This is a genomic window from Dactylosporangium sp. McL0621 (genome assembly GCF_049995355.1).
Classification (GTDB): Bacteria; Actinomycetota; Actinomycetes; order Mycobacteriales; family Micromonosporaceae; genus Dactylosporangium.
The window spans coordinates 698,689-723,778 of record NZ_CP188259.1 but is presented as its reverse complement, the minus strand read 5'-3'; the positions used below and the strand labels follow the sequence as shown (position 1 = coordinate 723,778).

The following is a 25,090-nucleotide window of genomic DNA, read 5'->3' as shown; positions in this document are numbered from 1 at the left end:
GCTGGCGGCAGGCGATGGACGCGGCCCTCTACGGGCCGGAGGGCTTCTTCCGCAGGCACCGACCGGCGGATCACTTCCGCACCAGCGTCCACGCCTCCCCGCTGTTCGCCGGCGCGATCGCCACGCTGCTGGGCCGCCTCGACGAGGCCCTGGAGCGCCCGGCCCGCCTCGACCTCGTCGACGTCGGGGCCGGCCGCGGCGAGCTGCTGACCGGCGTCCTGGGCGCCCTGCCGGACGACGTGCGCCGCCGCGTGCGCGCGACCGGGGTCGAGCGGGCGCCCCGACCGGGTGACCTGCCGTCCCCGATCGGGTGGACCGCGTCCCCGCCCGAGGGCACCAACGGGCTCCTGATCGCCACCGAGTGGCTCGACAACGTCCCGCTGGACATCGTCGAGCTCGATGTCAACGGCCGGATTCGGTACCTCCTGAGCGACCTCACGCCCGCCGACGAACCCATCGCCGAGTCGGACCGGGCCTGGCTGGACCGCTGGTGGCCGCTGGACGACGCCCCGCCGGGGGCCCGCGCCGAGATCGGCACGCCGCGCGACGAGGCCTGGTCGGCCGCGGTGGCCACCGTCGAGCGCGGCCTGGCCCTGGCCGTCGACTACGGGCACTTCGCGGCCGGGCGCCCGCTCTTCGGCACGCTCACCGCGTACCGCGACGGCCGCCAGGTCGAGCCGGTCGCGGACGGCGAGCGGGACCTGACCGCGCACGTCGCGCTCGACTCGCTGGGCGCGCCGGCCCTGCCCCAGCGCGAGGCGCTGCGCCTGCTCGGCGTGGACGGCGCCCGGCCGCCCCTCGCGCTCGCGAGCACCGACCCGGCCGGCTACGTGCGCGCCCTGGCCCGGGCCTCGGCCGCCGCCGAGCTCACAGACCCCGGCGGACTGGGCGGCCACCATTGGGTCATGCACTGGGTATGACCAACGGTCATACCGGCGGTACACTCGATGGCATGACGACCAAAGTGACGCTCTCGTTCTCCGACCAGACCATCGCCGACGCCCGGCACTGGGCCGAGCGCGACGGGGTGTCGCTCAGCGCGTGGATCGACCGCGCGACCCAGGAGCGCGCCCTGCGGGAGATCTTCTCGGCCCACGCCGAGGCGGTCCGCCGCGCCAAGATCGACCTCGACGCGTCCGCACTCGCCGACGAGGAGGAGATCGCGCTCGTCAACGCCGAGCTATACCGTGGACGCCGTGCGTCGCGGTGAAGTTTGGCTCATCAAGGGTGCCCGTGAGCGGCTGGGTCTGATCATCAGCTCGGACGTGTTCAACAGCACCGACGTCCCAGTCGTCATCGTGGCCGAGGTGACCGACGCCGAGGAGCTGCGCGACTCGCCGCTCTCGGTGGAGCTCGACGAGCTCGTGGTCATGCCCGACCGGCTCTCCTCGCCGCTGAAGCGGTGGTTCGTGGAGCGGGTGGCGGTGGCCGACACCAGCACCATGCACAACGTATCGAGAGCCCTGCGGATCCTGCAGGACCTCTAGAGTTACCCCATGACGTCCGAGGTCACCGTCGGCACGGGTGCCGGGCTCGACACCGCCGACATGGTGCTCAACATCGGCCCGCAGCACCCCTCGACCCACGGCGTGCTGCGCCTGCGGCTGGTGCTCGACGGCGAGCGTGTGATCAGCGCCGAGCCGATCATCGGGTACATGCACCGGGGCGCCGAAAAGCTGTTCGAGGTGCGCGACTACCGCCAGATCATCATGCTGGCCAACCGGCACGACTGGCTCTCGGCGTTCTGCAACGAGCTCGGCGTGGTGCTGGCCGTCGAGCGGCTCATGGGCATCGAGGTCCCCGAGCGGGCCATCTGGCTGCGCATGGCCCTCGCCGAGCTCAACCGGGTGCTGAACCACCTGATGTTCCTGGGCTCGTACCCGCTGGAGATCGGCGCCATCACCCCGGTCTTCTACGCCTTCCGCGAGCGCGAGACGATCCAGGCCGTGCTCGAGGAGGCCTCGGGCGGCCGGATGCACTACATGTACAACCGCGTCGGCGGGCTCAAGGAGGAGGTCCCGGCGGGCTGGACCGGCCGCGCCCGGACCGCGATCGACCAGGTCCGCCGGCGCATGCCCGACCTGGACAAGCTGATCCGCAAGAACGAGATCTTCCTGGCCCGCACGGTCGGCGTCGGGGTGCTCAGCGCCGCCGACGCGGCCGCGTTCGGCGCGTCGGGCCCGGTCGCGCGGGCCTCCGGGCTCGACCTGGACCTGCGCCGGGACGAGCCCTACCTGGCCTACAGCGAGCTGTCGGTGCCGGTGGTGACCCGCACGACGGGTGACTGCCACGCGCGCTTCGAGGTGTTGCTGGATCAGGTGTACGTCTCGCTCGACCTCGCCCAGCAGTGCCTCGACCGGGTCGACCAGCTGACCGGGCCGGTGAACGTCCGCCTGCCGAAGGTCGTCAAGGCCCCGGAGGGCCACACCTACGCCTGGACCGAGAACCCCCTCGGCATCAACGGTTACTACCTGGTCTCCCGCGGCGAGAAGACGCCCTGGCGCCTCAAGCTGCGCACCGCCTCCTACGCCAACGTGCAGGCGCTCTCCACCCTGCTGCCCGGCACCCTGGTACCGGACCTGATCGCCATCCTCGGCTCAATGTTCTTCGTAGTCGGCGACATAGACAAGTAGGGCAGAACAGAAGGGAAGTAGACCGAAGGTGCGGTCTGTGAAGGCCTGAAGCCACACGAACCCGGCCCCTTCCGCCCTCGAACGGTGACCCACGTGTGGGAGGGGGTTTGGGTGGAGCGGAGCTCCCCCAATGCGGAGCGCAGCGCGAAATACAGCGGGTTTGGGTGGAGCGGAGCTCCCCCAATGCGGAGCGCAGCGCGAAACACAGCGGGTTTGGGTGGAGCGAAGCTCCCCCAATGCGGAGCGCAGCGCGAAACACAGCGGGTTTGGGTGGAGCGGAGCTCCCATCGGGGAGCGCAGCGCGAAATACAGCCAGCCTCAGCGCCAGCGGTCGTCGTTGCCCTCGAAGTCCACGATCTGCCGGGCCGCCCGGCCGCCGCGGTGCTCGTCGCGGCCCCCGTTCCAGCCGTACTCCTCGTCGTCCTCCGGCCGCGCCCGCCGCGACACCCGCTCCTCGTCGCGCGCCCCGGCCCAGCGGTCCTCGTCGCGCGCCACGCCCCCGGTCCAGCGGGACGCCGGCTCGGCCGGCGCGGCGGGCAGCGCCGCCTGCGGGCCGCCGAGGGCCCGGTCGGAGCGGCGCACCTCGGACCAGCGGGTGGAGCCGGTGTCGTCGCGCCGGGCCTCCTCGTAGGACGTCTCCGCCCAGTGCTCGTCCGGCCGCCGTCCCACCTCGACCCGGGCCTGCTCGCCGGAGGCCCAGCTGCGCTCGCGCTCCCGCCGGGCCTCGGAGCGGCGGGGACTCTCGGTGCCCGAGTCGTAGCGGCCCTCGGTGTGGGGGTCGACCGTCTCGTCGTCGCGGTCGTCCGGCTCGGCCCGGCGCCGCCCGCCGCGGCGCTCGCTCCGCCGGTCGTCGTCGGGGGCGGCGCGGTGGCCGCCCTCGTCCGGGTAGTACTCCTCGTGCCGCACGCTCGCCCAGCGGTCCTCGATGCGCACGTGCGTACCGGTCTCGTCGGCGTGCACGGCCGAGCGGCGCTCGCCCATGCGCAGCTCGCGACCGCCGCGCTCGTCGCTGTGGACCGAGGCCCAGCGGTCGGTGGTGCGCATGCCGGTCACGTTGTCGTCGTCGTCATCCTCGACGGCCCGCCGCCGTCCGCCGCCCCGGCGCTCGAGGTCGGCCCCGCGGGACTGGGTCTGCTCCCACTCGCCGCTCCCGGACCGGGCCATCCGCTCGCGCAGCAGCTGCTCGGTCCAGGAGGTCTGCTCGCGGGCCTGCTCCCGTACCTGGTCCCGGCTGCGCTCCTCGCGGCGGCCGTAGTCCTCGCGGTCGTCGCGGCGGCCGTATTCGTCGCGGCGCTCATCCCGAGCGGCGGCGGCGAAGGCGTCGCGACGCTCCTGCGGACGCTCCTGCCGACGTTCGTCGCGCGCGGGGCGTTCGTCGCGCGCGGGGTAGTCGTCGCGGCGCTCGTCGCGCGCGGGGTAGTCGTCACGGCGCTCGTCGCGCGGCGGGTAGTCGTCGCGGCGTTCCGGGCGGCGGTCGTACTCCTCGCCCCGGGGTTCGGGCCGCGCCGGCATGCGCTCGGAGCGGTCCGGCCGGCGCTGCTGCGGGATGTCCGCGCGCGGCCCGGCTCCGTACACCGTGCCGGAGCGCGACTCGTTCGGATCGACGACCATCGTCTTGGTGGTGACCTGCACGGTCTCGGTGTGCCGCAGCACCCCCGGGGCGGCCGGCGCCGAGCCGGTGGGGTGCGCCTGGGGCGGCGGCTGGGCGGCCGCCCGCTCCAGCTGCCCGCGCAGCATCTCGACCTGGTTGCGCAGGGCGTCGACGGTCTCGTGCAGCCCGCCGATGCGCTCCATGAGCTGGCCGTGGGTCTGGCGGGCGGCGTGCGTGATGTCCGTGCGGACGTTCTCGCGAAGGGTGTCGATCTCCTCGTACACCATCTCCTCGACCTCGCCCTTGACCGTCTCCCCCTCGCGGCGCAGCGCGATCGACAGGCCGATGAGCACAACGGCGAGCAGGCCGAGCACGGCCGCGAACTGCAGCACGAAGCCGCTGCCGACGAGCAGGAGCAGGGCGGCCAGCGGGGCCAGCCCGACCCCACCCCAGAAGAGCAGCTGGAGCAGCTTGGTGCTCCGCATTGCCCCGGGGGGTCCGGTGGTCTCCGCGGCCGGCATGAGCAGAGAACTTACCCCGTCTTCAGTACAAACGAAACGTCCTCCCGCACCACCGGCGAAGCGGCGTACGGGAGGACGTCGTCGAGCCGACCGGCTAGCCGAGCGAGCCGTCGGAGGAGAACACCAGCGCGAGCGAGGCGGTGCCCTTCTTCAGGGCGTCCTTGCTCTGCGGGCCGCCGGCGTCGAGGCTGAGGACCTTGCCGAACTGGATGCCGTACGTCTTCTCCAGGCCCGGCTGGCAGAACGGGCGCTGCGGGCACTCGGCCGGACCGCCCAGGACGGTGGCCTGACCCGAGCACTTCGTCGCGAAGTCGCTGAGCGTCTTCACGCCGTACTTCGAAGCGAACTCCGACGTCACCGCGAACGCGTTGCCGTCCGTCGCCTTGGAGGCCTTGCCGAAGGAGAGGCCCTGCTTGCCGCCGAGGTCCTTCAGCGCGGTCACGGTCGCGTCGACGTCGCCGGAGGCCAGCGCCTTCGCGTCCTTGCCGTTGACCGACTGGTTGATGAACTCGGTCAGGGTCGCCGCGTACTCCGGCACGACCTGGATGTCGCCCTTGGTGAGCTGACCGTAGTACACCTCACGCTTGCCGATGGTCTGCACCGAGGCGTCGTAGCCCGCGGCGTCGAGAACCAGCTCGTAGAGCGCACCCAGGGTGGCGCTCTCGGAGAAGTCCGCGGCGCCGATCTTGATGGCCCCGCCCTTGCCCTTCTCGATGCCGGTGGTGAGGTTGGCGGTCTTGGCGAAGTCCTCCGCCGCGACCTTCGAGGTCTTGCGGTCGACGTCGACCGCCTTGTTGAGCGCGATCAGCTTCTCCGGCGTGAGAGCGTCGGAGACCTTGTCCAGCGCCGCGATGAGGGCCGGATCGGCGATCTTGGTGTTGACCGCCGGGATGATGTTGTCCGCCAGCTGGAGCTTCTTGTCGTCGTCGAGCACGACGAGCTTCTCTCCGGCCACCGGGGCACAACCCGCACCGCTGACGCTCGCCGGCGCCTCCGTGCCCGAGGACCCCGACTCGCCACAGGCGGCGAGGCCTGCTCCGGCGAAGGCGAGGACGACCCCGAGGGTGGCGCGTATGGCAGTTCGCAAAATGGCCCGCCTTCCGTGTCCCGGCGCGATCACTGTGACCGGCCGCGTGTCCGACGGACGGCGCTTGAATGGCAAGAAAGCCCGCCCGCTTCCAAATAGGCAACTCCGGCGATGGAAATTCGGCAACCGCAACCAGGCACGTTTTCGTAACGACCGGTCACCGGAGTGTTGCGCAGGTCACCCTTTCGCGCTCAGGAACGGCCCGCGGCCCGCCGCAATACCTTCGGTGTGAGCTTGCGCTCAATGAGCGCCATCACACCGTCGATGATCAATGCGAGCCCGGCGACGAGAACCGCACCGGCCAGAATCTGCCCGCCGTGGCCGGGGCCGAGGCCGAAGCCGGCCGAGATGATCATGCCGAGCCCGCCGCCGTTGACCGCGGTGGCCAGGGTCGCCGTGGCCACCACCGTGGTCGTGGCGATGCGCAGGCCGGTGGCCAGGAACGGTACCGCCAAAGGAAGCTCCACCCGCAGGAGCTGCTGGACCGTGGTCATGCCGACGCCCTTGGCCGCGTCGCGGACCTCGGGGTCGACCTCGCGCATGCCGGTGTAGGCGTTGGCCAGCAACGCCGGCAGCGAGAACACAGCGAGCGCGATGATCACCGCGGTCTTGCCGAGCCCGATCGGGGTCAGCGACAGGATGGTCAGCAGCGCGATCACGGGGACGGCCTGGGTCAGGTTGGACAGCAGCACGATGACGCCGGAGGCGGCCCCGCGCCGGCCCAGCAGGATGCCGACGGGCCAGGCGACGACGCAGCCCAGCAGTACCGCCGCCACGGAAATCTCCAGGTGCTCCGTCAGGCGCTCCTCGATCCCGCCCGGGTTGCTCCAGTTCAGGGGGTCGTTGAGCCACACCACCGCATCATTGATCACGCTCACGCCGTCCCCTCCGCTTCGCTCCGGGCCCGCCGCGCGGCGGCCACACTGCATTTCTGGTTCGCGGCCTCTCCGCTTCGCTCCGAACCGCTCATGCCGCACGCCTCCGGGTCCACGGGGTCAGCGCCCGGCTGACCAGGATCAGCACCACATCGAGCACCAGCGCGAGCACGACGCAGGCGATCGCGGCCGTGGCGATCTCGGCCTTGTAGTAGTTGTTGCGGAAGCCGGCCAGGATCAGCGAGCCCAGGCCGCCGTGCGAGCCGACGATCGCGCCGACAGTGACCAACGCCACTGTCGAGACCGTCGCGAGGCGCAGGCCGGTGAGGATGCCGGGCAGGGCCAGCGGCAGCTCGACGCGCCAGAGACGGGCGGAGCGGCTGTACCCCATCGCGGTGGCGGCCTCGCGCACGTCGTCGGGCACCTGCAGCAGGCCGGTGAGGGCGTTGCGGATGAGCACGATGAGGGCGTACGACGTCAGCGCGAGAATGACCGGGGACCGTCCCGTGCCCATGAACGGGGCCAGGAAGGCGAGCAGGGCGAGCGACGGAATCGTGTAAAGCACGCCCGCTGATGTCAGAATCGGCGTGGCGAGCGGGCGTACCCAGTACGCCAGCACCGCCAGCGGAATCGCGATGACCACCGCGATCGCCACCGACCACAACGTGATGACGACGTGGTCGAGCAGCGCATCCCGGATCGTGTCGGCGTTGTCCCGGACGTACGACCAGGAGAACCAGGGATTGCCCGCCTCACCGCGAGCCAGGAAGGACATGCGTGGACGTTACCGCGAAGCACGATGCCGCGCCGATCACCCTCGATCGGCTGCGCAAGGTGTATCCGGACGGAACGGTCGCGGTCGAGGAGCTCGGTCTCGAGATCGGCAGCGGCGAGGTCACGGTGCTTATCGGCCCGTCGGGCTGTGGCAAGTCGACGGTGCTGCGGATGGTGAACCGCCTCATCGAGCCCTCCGGCGGCCGCATCCTCATCGACGGCACCGACGTCACCAACGCCGACCCGACGCAGCTGCGCCGGACCATCGGCTACGTGATCCAGAACGTCGGGCTGTTCCCGCACCAGAACGTGCGCACGAACGTCGGCACCGTGCCGCGGATGCTCGGCTGGGACAAGAGCCGGACCACCGAGCGCACCGACGAGCTGCTCGAGCTCGTCGGGCTGCCGGCGGCGCAGTACGGCAAGCGGTACCCGCACGAGCTCTCCGGCGGTCAGCGCCAGCGGGTCGGCTTCGCCCGCGCGCTCGCCGCGGACCCGCGGGTGCTGCTCATGGACGAGCCGTTCTCGGCCGTCGACCCGATCAACCGGGGCCGGCTGCAGGACGAGTTCATGCGGCTGCGGCGCGCGGTGCGCAAGACCACGATCCTCGTCACGCACGACCTGCAGGAGGCGATCAAGCTCGGGGACCGCATCGCGGTGCTCTCCGACCACGCCCAGCTGCAGCAGTACGCGACCCCGGCCGAGCTGCTCGCGCGCCCCGGCAACGAGTTCGTGGAGCGCTTCGTCGGCGAGGACCGGGGCATCATGCGCCTGTCGGTGACGCCCATCCCCGCCGACGGGCTGCGGCCGGTCGCGGAGGCGGGCGACGGCGCGCCGGTCGTGTCGTCCGGCGCGACGCTGCGGGAGGCGTTCGGGGCGATGCTGGCGGCGGGGCGCGGCGCGGTGGTCGTGCGCGACGGCGACTCGCCCATCGGCGCGCTCACCGCCGCCGACGTCCAGGTCGCCCTGGCGTCCGCGGCGGTGGACACGCCCGCGTGATCATGGTTCCCGGCGGCGGCTACGGCCGCCGCCCGGCCATGGTCGCCAGGCCGATGATCCAGCCGACGATCAGGCCGTAGCCCGCGCCGCCGGCCGCGTTCGCGGTGGCCTGGCCGAACGACGGGTTCGCGAGCAGGAACGACGTGATGAAGGCGGCGAGCGCCGCGGCGAAGATGTACGCGGCCCACCCGGTGAAGATCGCCGAGATCGTGCCGCGCGCGGCGGCCAGCTGCGCACCCACGAGCAGCGTGATGAACAGCGCCGTGAAGACGATCAGCAGGATCGCCTTGAGGTCGGCCCCGAGCACGTCACGAACGGCGGCGTTGGTGTCGAGGTCCCACGCCGGCCAGGCCAGCGTCTCCAGGAAGATGCCCCGGTCGGCCTTCTGGGTCCAGTCGACGTACCAAGGACTGCCGAAGATCAGCACGAGGAGAAATGCGACGAGGGTACCGGCACTCGTCGCGGTGCGGTAACGGGATCGCGTGATTGCCATGCCGGGATAAGGCCCCCCGGCCGCGAAAACTAAACCGACGGCGATTTGTCGTTTTCAAGAAGATAATCGATGAACGCCGCCCGTACCAGGGGCTCGTTCTCGCCGTATTTGTGGCCGGTGGCCTCGCGCCACAGGGCGACGGCGTCGTCGATTGTCGCGTCGAGCGACCCGATCCAGCCGTCCTGGGTGTCGTTGTCGCTCTGCGTCACGTGCGTGAACAGGTCCCAGAAGAACTTGATGTCCCGCTTCTGGCGCGCGAGGGCGAACGCGCGGTCGCGCAGCTCTTCGGTGGTCAGCGCGTCGAGCTGTTCCAGGGTGACTTCGGCCATGGGTCCCAGGCTATCGGGTGGATCAGAGCTCCTACCGGGTGCCCCAGCGCTCTTCGAGCCCCCAGCCGCGGTCGGTTTCACCGGGGTCGTTGCCGTAGGCGCTGGTGGCGGGCCAGCTGCCGGTGCGCGTCGACGGCGGGGACCAGTTGTCCTCGGGCTCGGGCTGCGGCGCGGTGATCGACGGCGGGGTCCAGGCCTGCTCCTCGGCCGTCTCGGCGGCGGTGCGCGGCCGGCCGAAGGTCTCCACCAGGCGGGTCACGACCAGGCCGATGCCGATCGCGCCGGCGGCCAGGGCGACCGGCTGGAGCTTCCAGCCCTCCGCATCCGTGTACCGCAGCAGCAGCGTGACAACGGTGACCGCGAGCAGCGTGCCGAGGACGCCGCCGCGCCGGCCGAAGGCGGAGGTGCCGCCCGCCAGGGCCGCACCGAGCGCGACGGCGGTGACGGCGAACCCGCCCAGGGAGGTGTCCGCGCCGCCCGCGACCACGGTGCGCTCGTCGAGGGCGACCAGCACCCCGGCGACCGCCGCGAGCAGGCCCGACCCGGCGATCGCGAGGCCGGTGAAGGTGGCCGCGCCGCCGCCGCGGCGGTCGGCCGGGTCGCGCACCGAACGGAAACGGCCGAGCCCGCGCCGGACCGGCCGGACGAGCCCGAGCACGCCGCCGCCGACCGCGAGCGCGGCCACGCCGAGCGCCCACCACATCGCGTGCTTGTGCGGGTCGTAGGCGCCGGCGACGACCTTCTCGCCGGACTGGTTGGCGTTCCAGGCGATGAGGGCGAGGGCCGCGCCGAGGCTGGCCGCCCAGCCGGGCACGTGGAAGGCGACGACCAGCACCGCGATCACCACGCCGACGCCGACGGCGACCAGGCCGGTGATGGCGGCGGTCATGACCAGGCCGCGCTCGGAGTTGTTCGCGAAAAACAGGGCCGAGGCGAAGGCGATCGGGCCGACGGCCAGGTTGGGCGCGCCGGCCCGCAGGGTGAGGCCCATCGCCAGCGCGACCAGGCCGAGCTCGGCGCCGGAGAGCAGCAGCGAGCGCAGCTCGGTCCCGCGCAGCGCGGCGGGGCTGGCGTCGCGCAGCAGGTACAGCAGGGCGCCCGCGGCGAGCAGTAGGACCAGCTCCCAGAGGGCGTGCACGGCGAAGCGGTCGCGGCCGGGCTCGCCGTGCTCGGGGTCGTCGAAGACATCGCCGAGCTGCTGGGGGGTCGGGCTCCGGCGGCGGCCGGCGGCGCCCAGGCCGAGCGTGCTCTCGGCGGGCGGGGTGCCGTAGGCGGGCGAGACCGGGAAGGCGCCCGGGGTGTACACGGACTGGTTGGAGACCCCCAGGGTCGGCGCGTCCTCGGGGACGCCCCCCGACCGGAAGTCGGGCTCCTCCCGGAATCCGGGCTCGCCGCGGAACCGCGAGTCGTCGTACGCCATGGCGCTCGCCTCCTGCCAACCGACGGTTACGGGTCGCACAGTAACCGCGGAAGGTGACCAGCGACAGACCCTGCCTCCTGACGATCGTGCGCCGAACCGCCCGGTTTCGCCCGTCGAGGCGCCCGGCGCCGGGATCAGGCGATCTGGTCGTCCGGCGCCCGGTCGTTGCCGCCCTGACGGTTCTGCCGGGGCACGTCCTTGTCACGGTCGGTCGGGGGTACCCGGCACGAGCGCTCCAGCCACAGCGCGGCGGCGATGAGCACGATCGAGCCGGCCACGCCGAGCAGGGCCTGGGGCAGGTTCTCCGAGACCTTGGCCAGCACGCCGCGCTGGGTGAGCAGCCAGGTGGACATGCCCAGGTACATGCCGCCGAACAGGGCCGCGACCAGCGCGGAGGCCTTGCCGAGCACCGCGTACCGCGCGATCACGAGCGGCTGCAGCGGGCCGGCACCCTCCTTGCGCAGGATGCGGTTGCGGGTGGAGTACGCCTCGATGCCCTCGAAGATCGCCAGCCCGATCAACGTCAGCGGCGGCAGCCAGGGCAGGGTCGGCAGGCTGTTCCAGAAGTTGCTGATGGCGATCCAGGCCAGCGCGGTGGTGGCGAGCGCCGCGATCACCAGCGTGGCCGGGCGGGTCGGCTCCATCCGGCCCTTGGGACCGCTCGGTCCGTTCACGTTGGGGTCTTCGGGTGACGGCGTGGCCATCGGCTTTCCGCTCCAGATCACGTATCGAGGTGGACGTCAACTCTTGGACGGAGGTCGGCGAGGTCGTCGGCGACCACGTCGGCGCGGAGCAGGTCGTTGACCCATCCATGCCCCGGCAGCTGGGCGTACGGCTCGATGTCCAGCCACGGCCGGAGCACGAACGCCCGCAGGTGGGCGCGCGGATGCGGCAAGGTCAACTCGGGATCACCGGAGGTCACCGGCGCCCCGTCGTCGTTCCACACGGCAATCACATCAACGTCCAGGGTACGCGGGCCGAAGCGGCGCGCGGGATCGCGCACGCGTCCGGCCTCGTCCTCGAGCCGGTGGGCGGCCGCGAGCCAGTCGTGCGGCGTGGCGCCGGGATCCGCCGCGAGCAGGGCGGCATTGAGGTAGTGCGGCTGGTCGGGATCGCCCCACGGCGGCGTCTCGTACACCCCGGAAACCACGAGAACCCGGTCGTGCAGGCCCGCGACGGCGCCCCGCAGGTGACCCTCGCGGTCCCCCAGGTTGCTGCCGAGGGCGAGAAGAGCCCGGGTCACGACCTCTCCCGGCGGATGACGACGGCGACGTCGGCGAACTGGAGGGGGATGGGGGCGTGCGGCTTGTGGACCGTGACGGTCGCGGCCCGGACCCGGCCGTCGGCCAGGCAGACCGCGGCCAGCCGGTCGGCCAGGGTCTCTATGAGGTTCACCGGCTCGCCGGCGACGACGGCCGCCAGGCCCTCGGCCAGCTCGCCGTAGTGCACGGTGTCGGCGACGTCGTCCGAGGCCGCGGCCGGGCGCAGGTCGAGCTCCAGCTCCACGTCGATCACGAAGTCCTGGCCCTCGCGGCGCTCGAAGTCGAACACGCCGTGGAAGCCGCGGACGGTGAGCCCGCGCAGGGCGATACGGTCGTTTCGTCCGGAACTCACAACGCCGCCCTCGTCGCCTGCCACACCTTTATCGCATCCACGTTCCCACGGACGTCGTGCACGCGCACGCCCCACGCGCCGGCCGCGACGGAGAGCACGGTGGTGGCGATGGTCGCGGCCTCGCGCTCCTCGGTCGGGCGGTCGTGACCCTCGGCGTCGGCCAGCAGGCGGCCCAGGTGCGACTTGCGGCTGGACCCGACCAGCACCGGGTGGCCGAGCGCGATCAGGTCGGGCAGGTGCGCGGCCAGCTTCCAGGTGTGCTCGGGCCGCTTGGCGAAGCCGAGCCCGGGGTCGAGGACGATCCGCTCGGGCGCCACGCCGGCGGCGACCGCGGCCTCCACGCGCTCGAGCAGCTCGGCGGCGACCTCCTTGACCACGTCGTCGTACACCGCGAGGTCCGCCATCCGCCGGGAGTGCCCGCGCCAGTGCATGAGCACCCAGGGGCACCCGGCCTCGGCCACGACCCGGCCCATGTCCGGGTCGGCGAGGCCGCCGGAGACATCGTTGACCAGCGCCACGCCGGCCTCGAGCGCGGCGGCGGCGACCGCGGCGCGGGTGGTGTCGATGCTCATCGCGATGCCCTCGGCGTGCAGGGCGCGGATGACCGGCAGCACGCGCGCCGCCTCGGTCTGCGCGTCGACACGCCCGGCGCCCGGACGGGTACTTTCCCCGCCGACATCGACGATGTCGGCGCCCTCGGCCGTCATCTCCCGCGCGTGGGCCACGGCCGCGTCGAGGTCCCCGTAGCGGCCGCCGTCGGAGAAGCTGTCCGGGGTCACGTTGAGCACGCCCATCACGAGCGGCGTTGAACGTGGCAAGACCATCACTTGAATGAAGGTACTCAACTCAATGCCGCCGCCCGGTGGCGACCTGCGACAACCCTACGGGGGGCGCGCTCACGCGTCCCACGAGGCACACTGTGCACACTGACCACGGTTCGGTCAGCTTGTTGGAAAGAGGGCCGCAACGTACTCTCTGCAAGTGAACGTTATTCGGACCGTTAAACCCGACAATGGGCATTTAGCAGGGCAAACGCCCGGATAAGGTTCCGCTGGAGGACGACACAGCAGCCGGGGTTGTACCACCGGGTCGTCTTTTCGGCGAGGCTTAACGCGCGGCGCGCACCTCGCCCGTCGCGCCTCCGGGGAGGTCTGATGATGTTGATGGAGATCGGCCAGGCGATGTGGGGCTCGGCCGCACGCGCCGTGGATGCGATCGCCCTCGCGCCGACGCCAACACCCGAGCCGAAGACGATCAACACCGACGGCATCCTCACCTTCTTCACGACCAAGATCGTTCCGATTTTGCTCGCGGCGCTCGGAGTGATCTTCATTGGCCGGGCCAGCAAGGGTGAGGTCTCACGGGTCCTGACGAGTTCGGCGATCGCCATCATCGGCCTGGCCTTCGTCGCCGGTGCCGCGTCGCTGTTCTTCTTCGGCGACTCGCTGGTCAGCCTCATCTTCAAGTAGGCCTGGCCTCCCATGCGCCTGCGCACCGACGACGACATCTACCGGGCCCGCCTGGTCTACCTGGGGCCGCCCGGCTACACGCTGCCCATTCAGTTGCCGTACGCGCAGTACGGGGTGTTCGCACTGCTGGTGCCGCTGTTCATGTTCATCCGCTACCTGATCACGCTGCACGTCGACTACTTCCCCGCCTACGAGATCGCTCTCGCGATCGTGGCGACGTCGCTGATCTTCCGTTACGTCGACCCCGATCGACCCGCCCGCATGGTGGTCCGCACCGCCCTGACCGACTGGCGTCACACTCGCGAGCCCAGCTCCGAGCAGCGTGACGCCCGCCTGGTCGCCTCCAAGGTGCGTATCCGCCCGGACCTCACCGGTGATCTCGTATGACCACTCCGCCTCCCCGTAATACCGGGGGCTTTCAGGACCGCTCGGACATCGATGACGACGCTGCGCAGTCAACCGACTACGATGGCGGACTTCGCGCGGTGGCCGAGGGCGGTCGCGTCGCCATGTTCCGCGGCGCCGGCGGCACGCCGACCGGTCCGCGCGCCGGCACGCCGCCCGGCCCGCCCGAGAACGGCGCCAACGGCCGCTCCGGCGGCTCGCAGCGCCCGGTGAGCGGCCAGCCGGCGCCCGACGTCGACTCCCCGTTCATGGGGCTCTTCGACGACCCGCCCGGCGGCGCGCCGCGCGACCGGCTGCGGGCCCTGGAGCCGAGCCCGAGCCGCGCCGACCGGGTCCAGCCGGTCTCCGGCATCCCGATCTCGGCCGCGCCCGCTTCGGGTGCGCCGCGGGCCCCCGAGGACCTGCGGGCCCCCAAACGGGCGATTCCCCGCAACCCGGGCACCGACCCGGCTCGCGCCAACGGCGAGCGGCACCCCACGCGGCCGGCCCTGAGCGACCGGCCGGCGTTGTCCGACCGGCCCGCATTCGGCGACCGGCCCGCGCTCGGCGACCGGCCCGCGGCCGGTGACCGGTCCGCGTCCGGTGACCGGTCCGCGCTCGGCGACCGGTCCGCAGCCGGTGATCGGTCCGCACTTGGTGACCGGTCGGCGTCCGGTGACCGGTCCGCTGACCGGTCCGCGGCACGCGATCGTGCTGCGGCGCGCGATCGGTCCGCCGCCCGTGAGCGGCCGGCGATCGAGGAGCGGCCCGCGTACGACAACTGGACCGAGTCCGGCGGCCGGCCGGCACTGCGTGGGCGACCCGGCGACCCGTCCGGCGAGCACCCGCCCCTGCGTGACCCGAACGGGCATTCCGGGCATTCCGGGCGCAACGGGGAACGGCTCACCCCCACGGACGAGTGGGCCGCCGAACGCTACGGGGCGCCGGGGGGACGGAGCGGCTCAGCGGGTACAACTCGAAAGGCCGTAACCACGGCACCGCCGCCACCGGCGCGACGCAGTGCACCCGCCCGCGGCGTCCCCGCTCAGCAGCCGCCCCGGCCGCCGCGCGTCCAGCCGCCGCCGGCCCAGCGCGGCCGCAAGACGCCGCTGGACAAGACGCCCCGGCCGAAGCACAAGGACCGCACCGCGTCGATCGACCTGGCGATCACCGAGATCGCCGGACACCTCACGTTCACGCCGAACACGGTCACCGCGTGGTACTGGCTGCCAGAGGTCCGCTGGGCGTTCCGCCCGGACGCCGAGCGCGAGGCGCTGCTGTCGGCGATCTCCGAGCAGTACGCGGGCCTGGCCGGCTTCCGGCTGCACCTGCGGCGTACGACCCGGCCCTTCCCGGCCGACCAGTGGGCGCGCGTGGTCGACGGCAACACGCCGCACCCGCTGCCGACGGTCGGCGGCGGCCCCTCGTGGGCCGACCACCTGGTCTCGGCCCAGAAGCACCTGTTGTCGATCAACCACGCCGAGGGCCAGACGTACCTCGGAATCGCCTTCGCCCGCCGCACGCTCGGCGACACGCTGTCGGAGCGCCTCGGGGCCCTGTTCAAGCGCGGGGTCGCCGACGCCGAGCGCCGCCGCATGGCCCGCACCGTCGAGCAGTTCGACGAGGTCCTGGGCGCCTTCGGCATGCGCGGCCGGCGGGTCACCGCGTACGAGCTGGAGTGGCTGCTGTACCGCTCGGTCGCCCTCTGCATGTCGCCGCCCGGGAACATCACCTCGCTCGACGGCTCGTGGGGCTCGGGCGACCTGCTCGCGCTGACCGAGGCGGTGGAGCGGTACCGCACGCCGTACGGCTCGACGGTGAAGCTCGTCAACCGGCAGACCGGCGAGGAGCGCCACGTCGCCGTGCTGACCGTCGGGCGCATGGAGCCGCTGGAGATCCCCGAGCGGCACGAGCCCTGGCTGCACTTCCACGAGCGCCTGCCGTGGCCGATGGAGCTGTCGTCGCGGATCGACATCCTCGGCCCGGGCGACTCGTTCCGCAACCTCGAGCACCGGCTGCGGCTGATCCGCTCGCAGCAGGCCGACTACTCCGAGCACGGCATCGACGCCCCGCCCGAGCTCGAGCGCCTCGCCAAGCGCGCGCTCACCATCGGCGACGAGATCAGCACCGGCCTGCCCGTCGACTCGTCCCGCGCCCACGGCTGGCACCGCATCGCGGTCGGCGGGCGGACCCGCGAGGAGTGCCTCGAGCGGGCCCGGCGGATCACCCAGATGTACTCGCGGGAGATGCGCGTCGCCCTGCAGCACCCGAAGAACCAGGACTGGCTCGCGCGCGAGTTCATCCCGGGCGAGCCGCTGGCCAACACCGGGTACGTGCGCCGCATGCCGGTCAAGCTGTTCGCGGCCGCGCTGCCCCAGGCCGCCTCGACCGTGGGCGACCGCCGCGGCGACCTCATCGGGCGCACCGCGGGTACGTCGCGCCGCCCGGTCTTCCTCGACCTGCACTTCCCGATGGAGGTCCGGGAGCGCTCCGGCCTGGCGGTCTTCGTGGCCGAGCCGGGCGGCGGCAAGTCGACCCTCATGGGCGCCCTGGGCTACCTGGCCGCGCGGCGCGGGGTACAGGTGACGCTGCTCGACCCGTCCGGCCCGCTGGCCCGGCTCTGCAGCATGCCGGAGCTGAAGCCGTACGCCCGCGTCCTCAACCTGACCGGCTCGGAGCAGGGCACGCTCGCCCCCTACGCCCTGATCCCGACCCCGCAACGCGCCCACTACGCCCACGGCCCGGCCGGCGACCGCGAGTTCGAGATCGCCGTGTCGAACGCCCGCGCCGAGCGCCGCATGCTCGTGCAGGACATCTGCATGATGCTCGTGCCACCCCAGGTCGCCCGCGAGGCCTCGACCGCGACGATGCTGCGCCATGCCGTACGCCAGGTGCCGGCCGAGGAGTCCTCGACGCTCGAGGACGTCATCCGCTCGCTGCGCGACACGGGCGACCACGACGCCGCCGAGCTGGGCAACCTCCTGCTCGACACCGCCGAGATGCCGCTGGCCATGCTCTTCTTCGGCTCCCCGCCCCCGGGCCTGCTGGGCGCGGACGCGGCCCTGACCGTCATCACCATGGCCGGCCTGCGCCTGCCCGACCTCAAGATCGAGCGCGAGTACTGGTCGGCCGAGGAGTCCCTGGCCCTGCCGATGCTGCACACCGCCCACCGCCTGGCCGTACGGCGCTGCTACGGCGGCGACATGTCGATGCGCAAGCTCGTGGGCCTGGACGAGGCCCACTTCATGGAGGGCTGGCGCTCCGGCCGCTCGTTCCTAGTCCGCCTGGCCCGCGACTCCCGCAAGTGGAACCTCGCCGCGCTGGTGGCCTCGCAGAACCCGAAGGACATCCTGGGCCTTGACGTGCAGAACCTGGTCTCGACCGTCTTCGTGGGCCGGATCGCTGAGGACACCGAGATCGCGGCCGAGGCGCTGCGCCTGCTGCGAGTGCCGACGGACGTGGGCTACGAGCAGACGCTGGCCGCCCTGTCCCAGGTGGACACCAGCTCGTCCGCGCGCCTGGGCTTCCGCGAGTTCGTGATGCGAGACGTGGACGGGCGCGTCCAGAAGGTGCGTGTGGACGTTTCCTACGTTGCCGAGCTGCTGAGGTACCTCGACACGACCCCGGGGGGCGTACCGGCGGCAAACGCCGTGGGCGGCGAGGTCGTGGACGTCCATGATGACGAGGCGGAGGATGAGCGGTGAGACGCCTGCCCGTGTACGTGGCCGTGGTCCTCGTCGCGGCCATGGCCACACTGTTCGGCGGTCCGGCCGGTCCGGCAGCGGCTTCCCCTGCCGCCCGCGCCCCGGGGGATCCCCTCTGTACCGTCGAGGAATGGCGCTTTCCGGGTAACTTCGACAACTGCGCCGGCCGCCTCCAGGTCGACGTCCAAGGCAAACTGAGCTGTCTCGATGCCCCTGTTCCGAGTGCTCCCGATTCGGGTGTGGCTGGCTGGTTCTCACAGCAACCAGATGCCGATCGCGGTTCCCGGCTACTCTTCCGCTACAGCGAGTACGGTTACGCCGGCTACGACTTCAGTACATATGATCTCAAATGCGCCTCAGTTGTTACCAATCCGAGCGCAGAATTCGAAAACACTGTTGCCAATGGTGAATTTCTGTTCGCAACGGGAGTGATCGGCGCTTCGAATGCGCTTCGCGAACGCGCTTGGGACCCATCGTACATGTGGGGCTGGGCCGACCCACTGGTCGACACCGCAACCAAAGCAGTGTACGCGAAAGTGTTCACCGCTTTTGGGGCAGTCACGGTCGCAATCGTCGGCCTTTACCTCTTGTGGCGGTCGCGGCAGTCGGACCTCTCCAACGCGGTCACCACCGCCGGTTGGGCAATTTTCGTAATGGTCCTGATCACCGCCATTGCCCACTGGCCGACGCTATCAGCCAATCTGGCGGACAAGACGCTGATCACGAGTCTTGATATGATTCACAGCGCGGTCGGCCCGCCGGACGAATCGATTCCACCCGAAAAGTGCCGCAACAACGACCCCACCGCCTGCCAGGACAACCGACCACCGGCCGTGCGGGCAAGCGATACCGTCGTCGACGGACTGCTGTACCGCAACTGGCTTCGTGGAACCCTCGGATCCTCAGATAGCGAGACGGCCAACAAGTACGGCCCGGCTCTATACGACGCCAAGTCCTTTACCTGGGTCGACATTCAGAACATCCGGGCCGACGAGAAGCGCGCCACCGAGGATGAGGCGAAGCGCATCCGCAATCATGAACCCGGCCCGCCCAAAACGTCCACCATGCGGAAAACAATCACCGAAGAAAAGCAGCAACGGTGGATGAGAATTGCGGAACAGATCCGCACCGAAGACCCCGAGGCGTACGAACATCTACAGGGTAGTCGCGGCATGGATCGCGTCGGCGCTGGATTCCTGGCCATCCTTTCCGCGCTTTTCTTTGCCCTGTTTGACATCACGGCTTCCGTACTCGTGATTCTCGGCTTCCTGCTGTTCCGATGGGCGGTCATCGCGTCGCCGATTCTCGGCACGATTGGATTGCTGCGGCCGGCCAACGCCGGACTTCGACGGCTCGGCAATGCTGTCATCGCCGCCATGTTCAACATCGTCATCTTCGGCACAGGATCGGCTATTTACCTGTTCTCCGTCTCGTTGATCCTGAGCACGGCATCATTGGCACCCTGGCTTCAGGTGTTGCTCATCTGGCTTACCGGGGTCGTGGGGTGGTTGCTCCTGCGGCCGTATCGGCGCATTACGCAGCTCGGGGGGAAGGACTCCACGCGGGCGCTTACGTCTGCCGGGAGTTGGCATCGGTTGTTTATGCGCGATGTGCGGCAGGCCGCCGCGCTCAAGGTTGTTGATGCCGGTGGTACCCGGGAGCCTGGCTCGCAGCGGCGCGGTGGGGAGACTTTGCAGACGCAGCAGCGGCCTGAGTCTCGTAGTGAGGACACCGTTTCCGTCGGGGGCGGGGAAGTTGCGCCCGTTGAGCGGCCCGAGACCGGGAGCGGTGGTCGTGGGCGCGGCGCTGGGGCGGCGGGCGGTGCGGCTCGGCCCGCTCGGCGGCGGGAGCCCTCCTGGGATGCGCCCGACGTGCCCTCGGAGAATGCGCCGTCTTACTCGATCTATCGGCCCGGGTCGGAGCGGAGCGGGTCCGAGCGGGCGCCGGCTCGGCGGCCTGAGTCGGCGAGTCTTCCCGGGTAGGCGGGCATGCGTACGGTCCTGAGGCTGCTCGGAACGCGGTACGGCATCGCGGTGGTGCTCGTTGTCGTCGTTCTCGTCGCTGTCGGGCTCGGGCGGACCGTGCTCGATCGGGGGGACGGGTCGTCGGCCAATGATGCGCTCGGGCCCACCGTTGCGGCGGTACCTACTTCGGCGGACCCGTACGCCTCGCTCGGCGATGACGGGGTTGACGAGTCGGTCGAGCCCGGGCCCTCGCTGAGCAAGGGGGCCGCCGACGTCACGACGGTGGCCAAGCGGTTCGCCAAGGCGTGGCTGCGCAAGCCGGGGATCACCGGGGAGCAGTGGCGGGCCGGGCTGAAGCCGGATGCTTCGGCGGAGCTGATGGCCGACCTCGCCGAGACGGACCCATCGGACGTGCCGACCGACGCGGTCACCGGAGAGGTACAACTGCAGAACGTCGGGCCGGCGACCGTTGCGCGCATTCCGGCGCAGGGCGGGACGATCGTGCTCGAGCTGCAGGCGTCCGGCGGGCGGTGGCTGGTCACCTCGCTGGACTGGGAGACCGCATGACGACTTTCCGGGACAGGGTGCCGCTGGGGCTGGGGGCGTCGTGAGCGTTCTTGGTGATGACGACGACGATTTCGCGGTACCGGCGAAAAAGAAACGGCTCCGTTCGGCACTTCTGGCCGCTCTCGGCGTCGGTCTGGTTCTGCTTTGCTGCGGGGGCGGGGCGGTCGCGTTCTTCATGGATGCCGCGCGGAACACACAGGACTATGACGCCGCCGGGTGCGGGAATGGGCAGCTCGTCGATGCGGGGGCGAAGTCGCTGCCGAATCATCGGGAGCTCTCCGACGAGCAGGTGCGCAATGCGGCAATCATTGTCCGGGTCGGGCAGGAGCTGAAGGTGCCGCCGCGCGGGTGGGTGATCGCGGTCGCCACCGCGATGCAGGAGTCGAGCCTGCACAACCTGCCGAATCTCGGGGCCCGCAACGACCACGACTCGCTCGGGCTGTTCCAGCAGCGGCCCAGCACCGGGTGGGGTACGCCGGAGCAGATCATGGACCCGCAGTACGCCACGCGGAAGTTCTACGAGAAGCTCGTCCAGGTGCCCGGATGGCAGCAGCTGAGCCTCACGCGCGCGGCGCAGAAGGTGCAGCGCAGCGCGTACCCGAACGCGTACGCCAAGCACGAGGCGCTCGCGAGCACCGTCGTCAACTCGCTCACCGGCGGGGCGGCGCGCGCGGTCGGGGACTCCAACCAGCTCATGTGCGCCGCGGCCGGGCAGATCGCGGCGTCCGGGTGGACGGCGCCGGTCAACGGGGAGGTGGGTTCCGGATTCCGTACCGCCTCGCGCCCGACCCACCAGGGAGTCGACCTCATGGTGCCGCGCAACACGGTCATCCGCGCCGCGTCCGCCGGGCTCGTGGTGAAGGTCCGCTGCCAGGCCCACCTCGCGAACGGCACCGAATGGGGCTGCTGGCGCGACGGCTCGCCCTCCGTGCTCGGGTGCGGCTGGTACGTGGAGATCCAGCATGCGAACGGGCTGCTGACACGGTACTGCCACATGATCAAACAGCCCAGTGTGACAATCGGGCAGCACGTCGCGCCCGGCCAGGAGATCGGCTTCTCGGGCACCACCGGGCACTCGTCCGGGCCGCACCTGCACTTCGAGGTGCACATCAACAGCGATCCGAGCAACAATGGCGCCATCGATCCCGTGCCGTTCATGCAGCGCATGGGCGCGCCGCTGGGGGTCAAACCGTGAGCTCGGACTCGGACTTTCCCGACTGGGACTTACTGGCGGGAGACGCCGAACGTACGCCCGCGGGGATCGAACTCGTGCCCGCGGCGGGTGTGCGCAGCCTGCGCGGCCTGCGCGCGGTCGTGGGCCTGCCGGGCCTGGGCTGGCGCGGCGACCTGCGAGTCGACGACGCCATCGTGCAGGCGAGCCGGACCTTTGTGCCGGCGTTGCCGGAGCAGGAGTGGTACCGCGCCGAGTCCGAGCAGACCGAGGTGTTCGCGCCGCTCGTGCCGCTGGAACGCGTGTGGGTCGAGCGCGTGTCTCTCTCGGTGACGCCGCCGTCTGGGGCTGACCTGGCCCTCGTTTCGCTGGATGCGCCGCCGGCTCGGGTGCCTCGGCGGGTGCGGGAGGTTCCGCGCGTTACGGGGTTACGAATGGTTCGGGTGCCTGGGCCGGACGACAAGACCGGCGGGGATCAGCGGGATTTGCGGGCCGTGACCGAGGCGTACAACGGGGTTGAGGGCGACATCTGCGTTCGGGTCTGCCGGGAGGTGGACTGGTATCGGTGGGCGTGGAGTGGGCAGGCCCCGAAAACCATGGAAGTGCCGGTACACCTGCTCTGGGTGGAGTAGGTCATTTGGGTGGGGGCTGCTGCGATGCGGAGCAGACCCGCCAACCCTCTTCCAGTGTCATACCGAAATCCCAGTTGTACACCTCGCCGGAACTCCGGCCCCCCTCCTCCGGGATCTGGTAGGTGATGACCGTATGGACCGTCGCGGACTTCGCAGTTGACTCCGTCACGGCCATCTCCGAGGTGAACATCCGAATCCGGATCTGGTCCTTCTGCTCCCGCCGCTCGACATCGCTAATCGCTCGGTCCAGCTCCGAAAGCGTCGGCGACTTACACACAAAAACGCTGGCTCGGGCTGTGTCCCGCGTATTGATCCGAGCATCGAGGTATTGGCGCAAGGTTGCGGTCGGATTGCCGCGATCCGGCTCAGCCGCCTTGTTGTACAGCACCCACGCGGCCACACCCCCACCCAGGCACCCGAAGACAACGATGCCCAGTATCGTCCAAAGGATCGTGCGCCTGAGCTGACCCGGCCTGCGAGCCTTTCGCGGCGGCGCGTCCGGCGGCGGAGGCGGCCCAGTCCGCGGACGCCCAATCGGCGCCCCCTTCTCAATGATCTCGCCCTCGAGAACCTCATCCGACCCAGACCCGGACCGAGACCGCGGAATCGACCGCCCCCGCTCCACACCCGGGTCGTTAGGAATCGATGGCTCCACACCCGAGAGGCTAGCCGCCCAGCGCCCCCCAAGCACCCTCCCGCGCCGACCCACCCGGACAGCAGATCAACGGCGACCCGGCTACCTGCGACAACGTACGACTCCCATGGCGCCTGCTGACGGGAATGGCCGTCTGCGTTACCGTTCCCGCATCTGCTTGGATCGGAAGGGGCACGGTGGCACGCCTGCGGGCACGGATCGAGCGAGCGGCTGTGCAACATCGGCACACCGCTGCGCTGGTCGCCGCCGCCGGGCCGATCCTCGAGCAGTACTCCCCGAATGCCGCGCCCGCCGAGCAGTACGCTGAGCAGCACGACCTGGCCGCCGGGCTCCGTGCGAACGCGGCGATGCTCGCGCCCGGATGGCTCGGGGCGCAGCTCGATGCCCTGGCGCCCACGACCCCGCTCGGCGGTCCCCTCCCGCCCACGTTCGTACGAGTGGGGCAGGCTCACCCGCTGGATGACGCGCGGTTCCCCGTGATCGTTCCCCTGCTGCGGGCCGGCCACATCGCGATCGACGCCGATGCTCGGGATGCTCGGGTGGGCGGGCTGCTGCGGAGTCTGGTGCTGCGCCTGCTCTCCTCGTCCCCGCCCGGCTCGGTGCGGATCCGGGCGATCGACGCCGTGGTCGACGGTGGCACCTTCGACTGGTTCACCGGGATCGATGCGATCATGCCGCGGCCCGCGTCCGATGCCGAGGGCCTGCGCAAGGTGCTCGACGAGGGCGAACGCTGGATTGCCGCGCGTACCGACGGCCCGGCTCCGACGCTGCTCATCGTCATCGCCTCGCTGCCCGAGCTCACCGAGGGCCGCGACCTGGCTCGCATCGCCCAGCTCGCGCACGCCGGGCCGGCCGGGCGGCTGCACCTGATCGCCGCGGGCTGGCCGCCGCCGCCGTTGACGCAGGAGACGACCCAGGCGCCGCTGCCGCACGCGACCCAGATCGCGATCCGCAACCCGCACGCGTGGGTCGGCGACCCGCCCGGCACCACGTTCTCCGGCACCGGTACGGGTCCGAGCCGGCTCAACGCCCCCGTCTACCTCGACCCCGACCCGCCCGTCGATCTCGTCCGCCGGGTCTGCACCCAGCTGAGCGGTCCGTGGACGGCGCCGCCGGTGCCGGTGGGCGAGCCGAGCCGGACGGCCTGGCTCGAGTACGTGGCGGCCGGCCAGCGCCTCGACGCCGTCCGCCGCGAGGTGATCGCGGTGGTGGCCGAGCACAAGTCCGCGCTCAAGGCGGCCCAGCAGGACCTGACGAACATGCGGGCCAAGCTCGCGCACCACGAGGCCTACCTGTCCGAGGTCGCCGGCGAGGCGGGCGGGCGGCCCCTGGAGCTGCGCCCCGCGTGGCCGGAGATCCAGGCCGCGCAGGCCGCGCTGACCTCGGGCCCGCAGCCCGCCGACCCGCGCCGTGGCGCGCCCATGGCCCCGCCCCCGCCGCCGGCCGCGCTCACCGGAGGCACGTGGCCCCCGGGCCGGCGCATCCTCACGACCCCGGTCAGCGCGCCGCCGTGGCCGCCGGGCGGGGCGCCGCCCGTGTCCGGCGTGCCGACGTCGGCCATGCCCGGAACACCCGCCGTCGCAAGGGCCGGAGGGTCATCCACGGGCGGCTATCCGGTGGTTGTACCGCGCAGTGCCCCGCCGGTCCCGCCGAGCCTGCACAACACCGGGTCGATCCCGCGGGTCCCCGTCAGCGGCGTGCCGAACCGCGTCAGCGGCATCCCCGTGTCGGGCCCGGGCGGGTTCGTCGGAACGGGCGTCGTAAGCCCCCTGAGCCCGCCCGTGCCGGATTCGGTACCCGGGAGGGTGTCGCTGGCCCTCCGGATGGCCTCGGCGGGCCTGAAGCGCTCTGAGGCGGAGCTGGCGGCGCCGGGTCGCCAGGCGGCGTCCAACCGCCGCGTCTGGGTCAACGCCGGCGTCTACTTCCTCTTCGCGCTCCTGGCCGCGGTGGTCCAGATCCCCGCGCTGATGGCCAGCGAGGAGCTCACCGGGGCCGGCCTCCTGGCCCTTCCCTGCGCGTTGGTACTCCCGGCGCTGTCCTTCGGACTCGGCTGGCTCACCATCGGCGCCATGACCCGCAAGTCCACGTCCCGGACCCCGGTACTGGGCCTGGTCATAAGCCTGCTGGCCCTGGTACCGGTCCTGGTGTTCGGCGGCGTAATCCTGTTCTACTGACCCGAGCGGCGCATGATCGGCGTCGTGGCCCCGA

General features: G+C 71.4%; 25 protein-coding genes. 13 read left to right on the top strand and 12 right to left on the bottom strand.

Translation table 11 applies throughout. The features are described from left to right. Window positions 1-14 precede the first annotated feature (14 nt). Genes ACPPVO_RS03290 through ACPPVO_RS03275 form a run of 4 tightly spaced genes read left to right on the top strand, consistent with a single transcriptional unit; the run spans window position 15 to window position 2,633 of the window. Window positions 15-920: an SAM-dependent methyltransferase gene (locus ACPPVO_RS03290; protein ID WP_426514515.1), complete on the top strand. Its 906-nt coding sequence runs from the start codon at window positions 15-17 to the stop codon at window positions 918-920. Between the two features lie 32 nt (window positions 921-952). Further along, window positions 953-1,210, top strand: coding sequence for a DUF6364 family protein (locus tag ACPPVO_RS03285; RefSeq protein WP_360382060.1), 258 nt, complete (start codon window positions 953-955; stop codon window positions 1,208-1,210). Next, window positions 1,188-1,487: a type II toxin-antitoxin system PemK/MazF family toxin gene (locus tag ACPPVO_RS03280; protein WP_426509826.1), complete on the top strand. Its 300-nt coding sequence runs from the start codon at window positions 1,188-1,190 to the stop codon at window positions 1,485-1,487. Before ACPPVO_RS03285 ends, ACPPVO_RS03280 begins: the two co-directional genes overlap by 23 nt. Before the next feature lie 9 nt (window positions 1,488-1,496). After that, window positions 1,497-2,633, top strand: coding sequence for an NADH-quinone oxidoreductase subunit D (locus tag ACPPVO_RS03275; RefSeq protein WP_426509825.1), 1,137 nt, complete (start codon window positions 1,497-1,499; stop codon window positions 2,631-2,633). A 318-nt stretch (window positions 2,634-2,951) separates the two neighbouring features. Here the strand turns inward: ACPPVO_RS03275 and ACPPVO_RS03270 are convergent, their stop codons facing one another. The 4 genes from ACPPVO_RS03270 to ACPPVO_RS03255 form a co-directional block, all read right to left on the bottom strand. Further along, on the bottom strand, window positions 2,952-4,709 hold the full coding sequence (locus ACPPVO_RS03270; RefSeq protein WP_426509824.1) for a hypothetical protein: 1,758 nt from the start codon (window positions 4,707-4,709) through the stop codon (window positions 2,952-2,954). A 130-nt stretch (window positions 4,710-4,839) separates the two neighbouring features. Next, window positions 4,840-5,907, bottom strand: coding sequence for a glycine betaine ABC transporter substrate-binding protein (locus ACPPVO_RS03265; protein ID WP_426509823.1), 1,068 nt, complete (start codon window positions 5,905-5,907; stop codon window positions 4,840-4,842). A gap of 116 nt (window positions 5,908-6,023) precedes the next feature. After that, on the bottom strand, window positions 6,024-6,761 hold the full coding sequence (locus ACPPVO_RS03260) for an ABC transporter permease (protein WP_426509822.1): 738 nt from the start codon (window positions 6,759-6,761) through the stop codon (window positions 6,024-6,026). A 37-nt stretch (window positions 6,762-6,798) separates the two neighbouring features. Then, window positions 6,799-7,482 carry an ABC transporter permease gene (locus tag ACPPVO_RS03255; RefSeq protein ID WP_426509821.1) on the bottom strand — a complete coding sequence of 228 codons (684 nt, stop codon included), beginning with the start codon at window positions 7,480-7,482 and terminating at the stop codon, window positions 6,799-6,801. 2 nt (window positions 7,483-7,484) lie between these two features. Here ACPPVO_RS03255 and ACPPVO_RS03250 point away from each other — a divergent pair, with 2 nt between their 5' ends. Beyond that, a complete protein-coding gene (locus ACPPVO_RS03250; protein ID WP_426509820.1) occupies window positions 7,485-8,480 on the top strand; it encodes an ABC transporter ATP-binding protein in 996 nt (331 codons plus the stop codon). 19 nt (window positions 8,481-8,499) lie between these two features. Here the strand turns inward: ACPPVO_RS03250 and ACPPVO_RS03245 are convergent, their stop codons facing one another. From ACPPVO_RS03245 to folP, 7 genes are all read right to left on the bottom strand, one after another. Next, window positions 8,500-8,973, bottom strand: coding sequence for a hypothetical protein (locus tag ACPPVO_RS03245; protein WP_360382070.1), 474 nt, complete (start codon window positions 8,971-8,973; stop codon window positions 8,500-8,502). Between the two features lie 29 nt (window positions 8,974-9,002). Then, a complete protein-coding gene (locus tag ACPPVO_RS03240; protein WP_426509819.1) occupies window positions 9,003-9,302 on the bottom strand; it encodes a hypothetical protein in 300 nt (99 codons plus the stop codon). Between the two features lie 31 nt (window positions 9,303-9,333). After that, entirely contained in the window at window positions 9,334-10,722 is a 1,389-nt protein-coding gene (locus ACPPVO_RS03235) for an ABC transporter permease (protein ID WP_426509818.1), read from the bottom strand. Window positions 10,723-10,856: 134 nt separating this feature from the next. Next, complete coding sequence (locus tag ACPPVO_RS03230; protein ID WP_426509817.1) at window positions 10,857-11,396, bottom strand: DUF3180 domain-containing protein; 540 nt, start codon at window positions 11,394-11,396, stop codon at window positions 10,857-10,859. Window positions 11,397-11,443: 47 nt separating this feature from the next. Then, a complete protein-coding gene (gene folK, locus ACPPVO_RS03225; RefSeq protein ID WP_426509816.1) occupies window positions 11,444-11,965 on the bottom strand; it encodes a 2-amino-4-hydroxy-6-hydroxymethyldihydropteridine diphosphokinase in 522 nt (173 codons plus the stop codon). Further along, window positions 11,962-12,336, bottom strand: a complete 375-nt coding sequence (gene folB / locus ACPPVO_RS03220) for a dihydroneopterin aldolase (protein WP_426509815.1) — start codon at window positions 12,334-12,336, stop codon at window positions 11,962-11,964. Before folB ends, folK begins: the two co-directional genes overlap by 4 nt. Continuing rightward, a complete protein-coding gene (gene folP, locus ACPPVO_RS03215; protein ID WP_426514514.1) occupies window positions 12,333-13,160 on the bottom strand; it encodes a dihydropteroate synthase in 828 nt (275 codons plus the stop codon). Before folP ends, folB begins: the two co-directional genes overlap by 4 nt. Window positions 13,161-13,490: 330 nt before the next feature. Here folP and ACPPVO_RS03210 point away from each other — a divergent pair, with 330 nt between their 5' ends. The 7 genes from ACPPVO_RS03210 to ACPPVO_RS03180 all read left to right on the top strand — a co-directional run bounded on the left by ACPPVO_RS03210 (window position 13,491) and on the right by ACPPVO_RS03180 (window position 22,227). Next, the gene (locus ACPPVO_RS03210; RefSeq protein ID WP_350612348.1) at window positions 13,491-13,805 is read left to right on the top strand and encodes a hypothetical protein; all 315 of its coding nucleotides are present in this window, start codon (window positions 13,491-13,493) and stop codon (window positions 13,803-13,805) included. A 12-nt stretch (window positions 13,806-13,817) separates the two neighbouring features. After that, on the top strand, window positions 13,818-14,192 hold the full coding sequence (locus tag ACPPVO_RS03205) for a hypothetical protein (RefSeq protein ID WP_426509814.1): 375 nt from the start codon (window positions 13,818-13,820) through the stop codon (window positions 14,190-14,192). Window positions 14,193-14,290: 98 nt separating this feature from the next. Continuing rightward, window positions 14,291-17,893, top strand: coding sequence for an ATP-binding protein (locus ACPPVO_RS03200; RefSeq protein ID WP_426509813.1), 3,603 nt, complete (start codon window positions 14,291-14,293; stop codon window positions 17,891-17,893). A 41-nt stretch (window positions 17,894-17,934) separates the two neighbouring features. Further along, complete coding sequence (locus ACPPVO_RS03195) at window positions 17,935-19,875, top strand: MFS transporter (RefSeq protein ID WP_426514513.1); 1,941 nt, start codon at window positions 17,935-17,937, stop codon at window positions 19,873-19,875. 6 nt (window positions 19,876-19,881) lie between these two features. Further along, the gene (locus tag ACPPVO_RS03190; RefSeq protein ID WP_426509812.1) at window positions 19,882-20,424 is read left to right on the top strand and encodes a hypothetical protein; all 543 of its coding nucleotides are present in this window, start codon (window positions 19,882-19,884) and stop codon (window positions 20,422-20,424) included. A gap of 40 nt (window positions 20,425-20,464) precedes the next feature. Then, complete coding sequence (locus ACPPVO_RS03185) at window positions 20,465-21,619, top strand: M23 family metallopeptidase (protein ID WP_426509811.1); 1,155 nt, start codon at window positions 20,465-20,467, stop codon at window positions 21,617-21,619. Next, window positions 21,616-22,227, top strand: a complete 612-nt coding sequence (locus ACPPVO_RS03180) for a hypothetical protein (RefSeq protein WP_426509810.1) — start codon at window positions 21,616-21,618, stop codon at window positions 22,225-22,227. The genes ACPPVO_RS03185 and ACPPVO_RS03180 overlap by 4 nt, the downstream gene beginning before the upstream one ends. 1 nt (window position 22,228) lies before the next feature. On the opposite strand, the gene ACPPVO_RS03175 is transcribed toward ACPPVO_RS03180, so the two are convergent. After that, window positions 22,229-22,627, bottom strand: a complete 399-nt coding sequence (locus ACPPVO_RS03175) for a hypothetical protein (RefSeq protein ID WP_426509809.1) — start codon at window positions 22,625-22,627, stop codon at window positions 22,229-22,231. Between the two features lie 467 nt (window positions 22,628-23,094). On the opposite strand from ACPPVO_RS03175, the gene ACPPVO_RS03170 reads away from it, so the two are divergent. Continuing rightward, window positions 23,095-25,056: a hypothetical protein gene (locus tag ACPPVO_RS03170; protein WP_426509808.1), complete on the top strand. Its 1,962-nt coding sequence runs from the start codon at window positions 23,095-23,097 to the stop codon at window positions 25,054-25,056. Window positions 25,057-25,090: the final 34 nt, after the last annotated feature.

Coding starts and splice junctions, on each gene's coding strand:
- ACPPVO_RS03190 (WP_426509812.1), top strand. CDS start 19,882: ATGCGTACGGTCCTGAGGCTGCTCGGAACGCGGTACGGCATCGCGGTG.
- ACPPVO_RS03275 (WP_426509825.1), top strand. CDS start 1,497: ATGACGTCCGAGGTCACCGTCGGCACGGGTGCCGGGCTCGACACCGCC.
- ACPPVO_RS03245 (WP_360382070.1), bottom strand. CDS start 8,973: ATGGCAATCACGCGATCCCGTTACCGCACCGCGACGAGTGCCGGTACC.
- ACPPVO_RS03290 (WP_426514515.1), top strand. CDS start 15: ATGGACGCGGCCCTCTACGGGCCGGAGGGCTTCTTCCGCAGGCACCGA.
- ACPPVO_RS03270 (WP_426509824.1), bottom strand. CDS start 4,709: ATGCGGAGCACCAAGCTGCTCCAGCTGCTCTTCTGGGGTGGGGTCGGG.
- ACPPVO_RS03210 (WP_350612348.1), top strand. CDS start 13,491: ATGATGTTGATGGAGATCGGCCAGGCGATGTGGGGCTCGGCCGCACGC.
- ACPPVO_RS03195 (WP_426514513.1), top strand. CDS start 17,935: ATGGCCACACTGTTCGGCGGTCCGGCCGGTCCGGCAGCGGCTTCCCCT.
- ACPPVO_RS03255 (WP_426509821.1), bottom strand. CDS start 7,482: ATGTCCTTCCTGGCTCGCGGTGAGGCGGGCAATCCCTGGTTCTCCTGG.
- ACPPVO_RS03205 (WP_426509814.1), top strand. CDS start 13,818: ATGCGCCTGCGCACCGACGACGACATCTACCGGGCCCGCCTGGTCTAC.
- ACPPVO_RS03285 (WP_360382060.1), top strand. CDS start 953: ATGACGACCAAAGTGACGCTCTCGTTCTCCGACCAGACCATCGCCGAC.
- folP (WP_426514514.1), bottom strand. CDS start 13,160: ATGGTCTTGCCACGTTCAACGCCGCTCGTGATGGGCGTGCTCAACGTG.
- ACPPVO_RS03260 (WP_426509822.1), bottom strand. CDS start 6,761: ATGCAGTGTGGCCGCCGCGCGGCGGGCCCGGAGCGAAGCGGAGGGGAC.
- ACPPVO_RS03240 (WP_426509819.1), bottom strand. CDS start 9,302: ATGGCCGAAGTCACCCTGGAACAGCTCGACGCGCTGACCACCGAAGAG.
- ACPPVO_RS03235 (WP_426509818.1), bottom strand. CDS start 10,722: ATGGCGTACGACGACTCGCGGTTCCGCGGCGAGCCCGGATTCCGGGAG.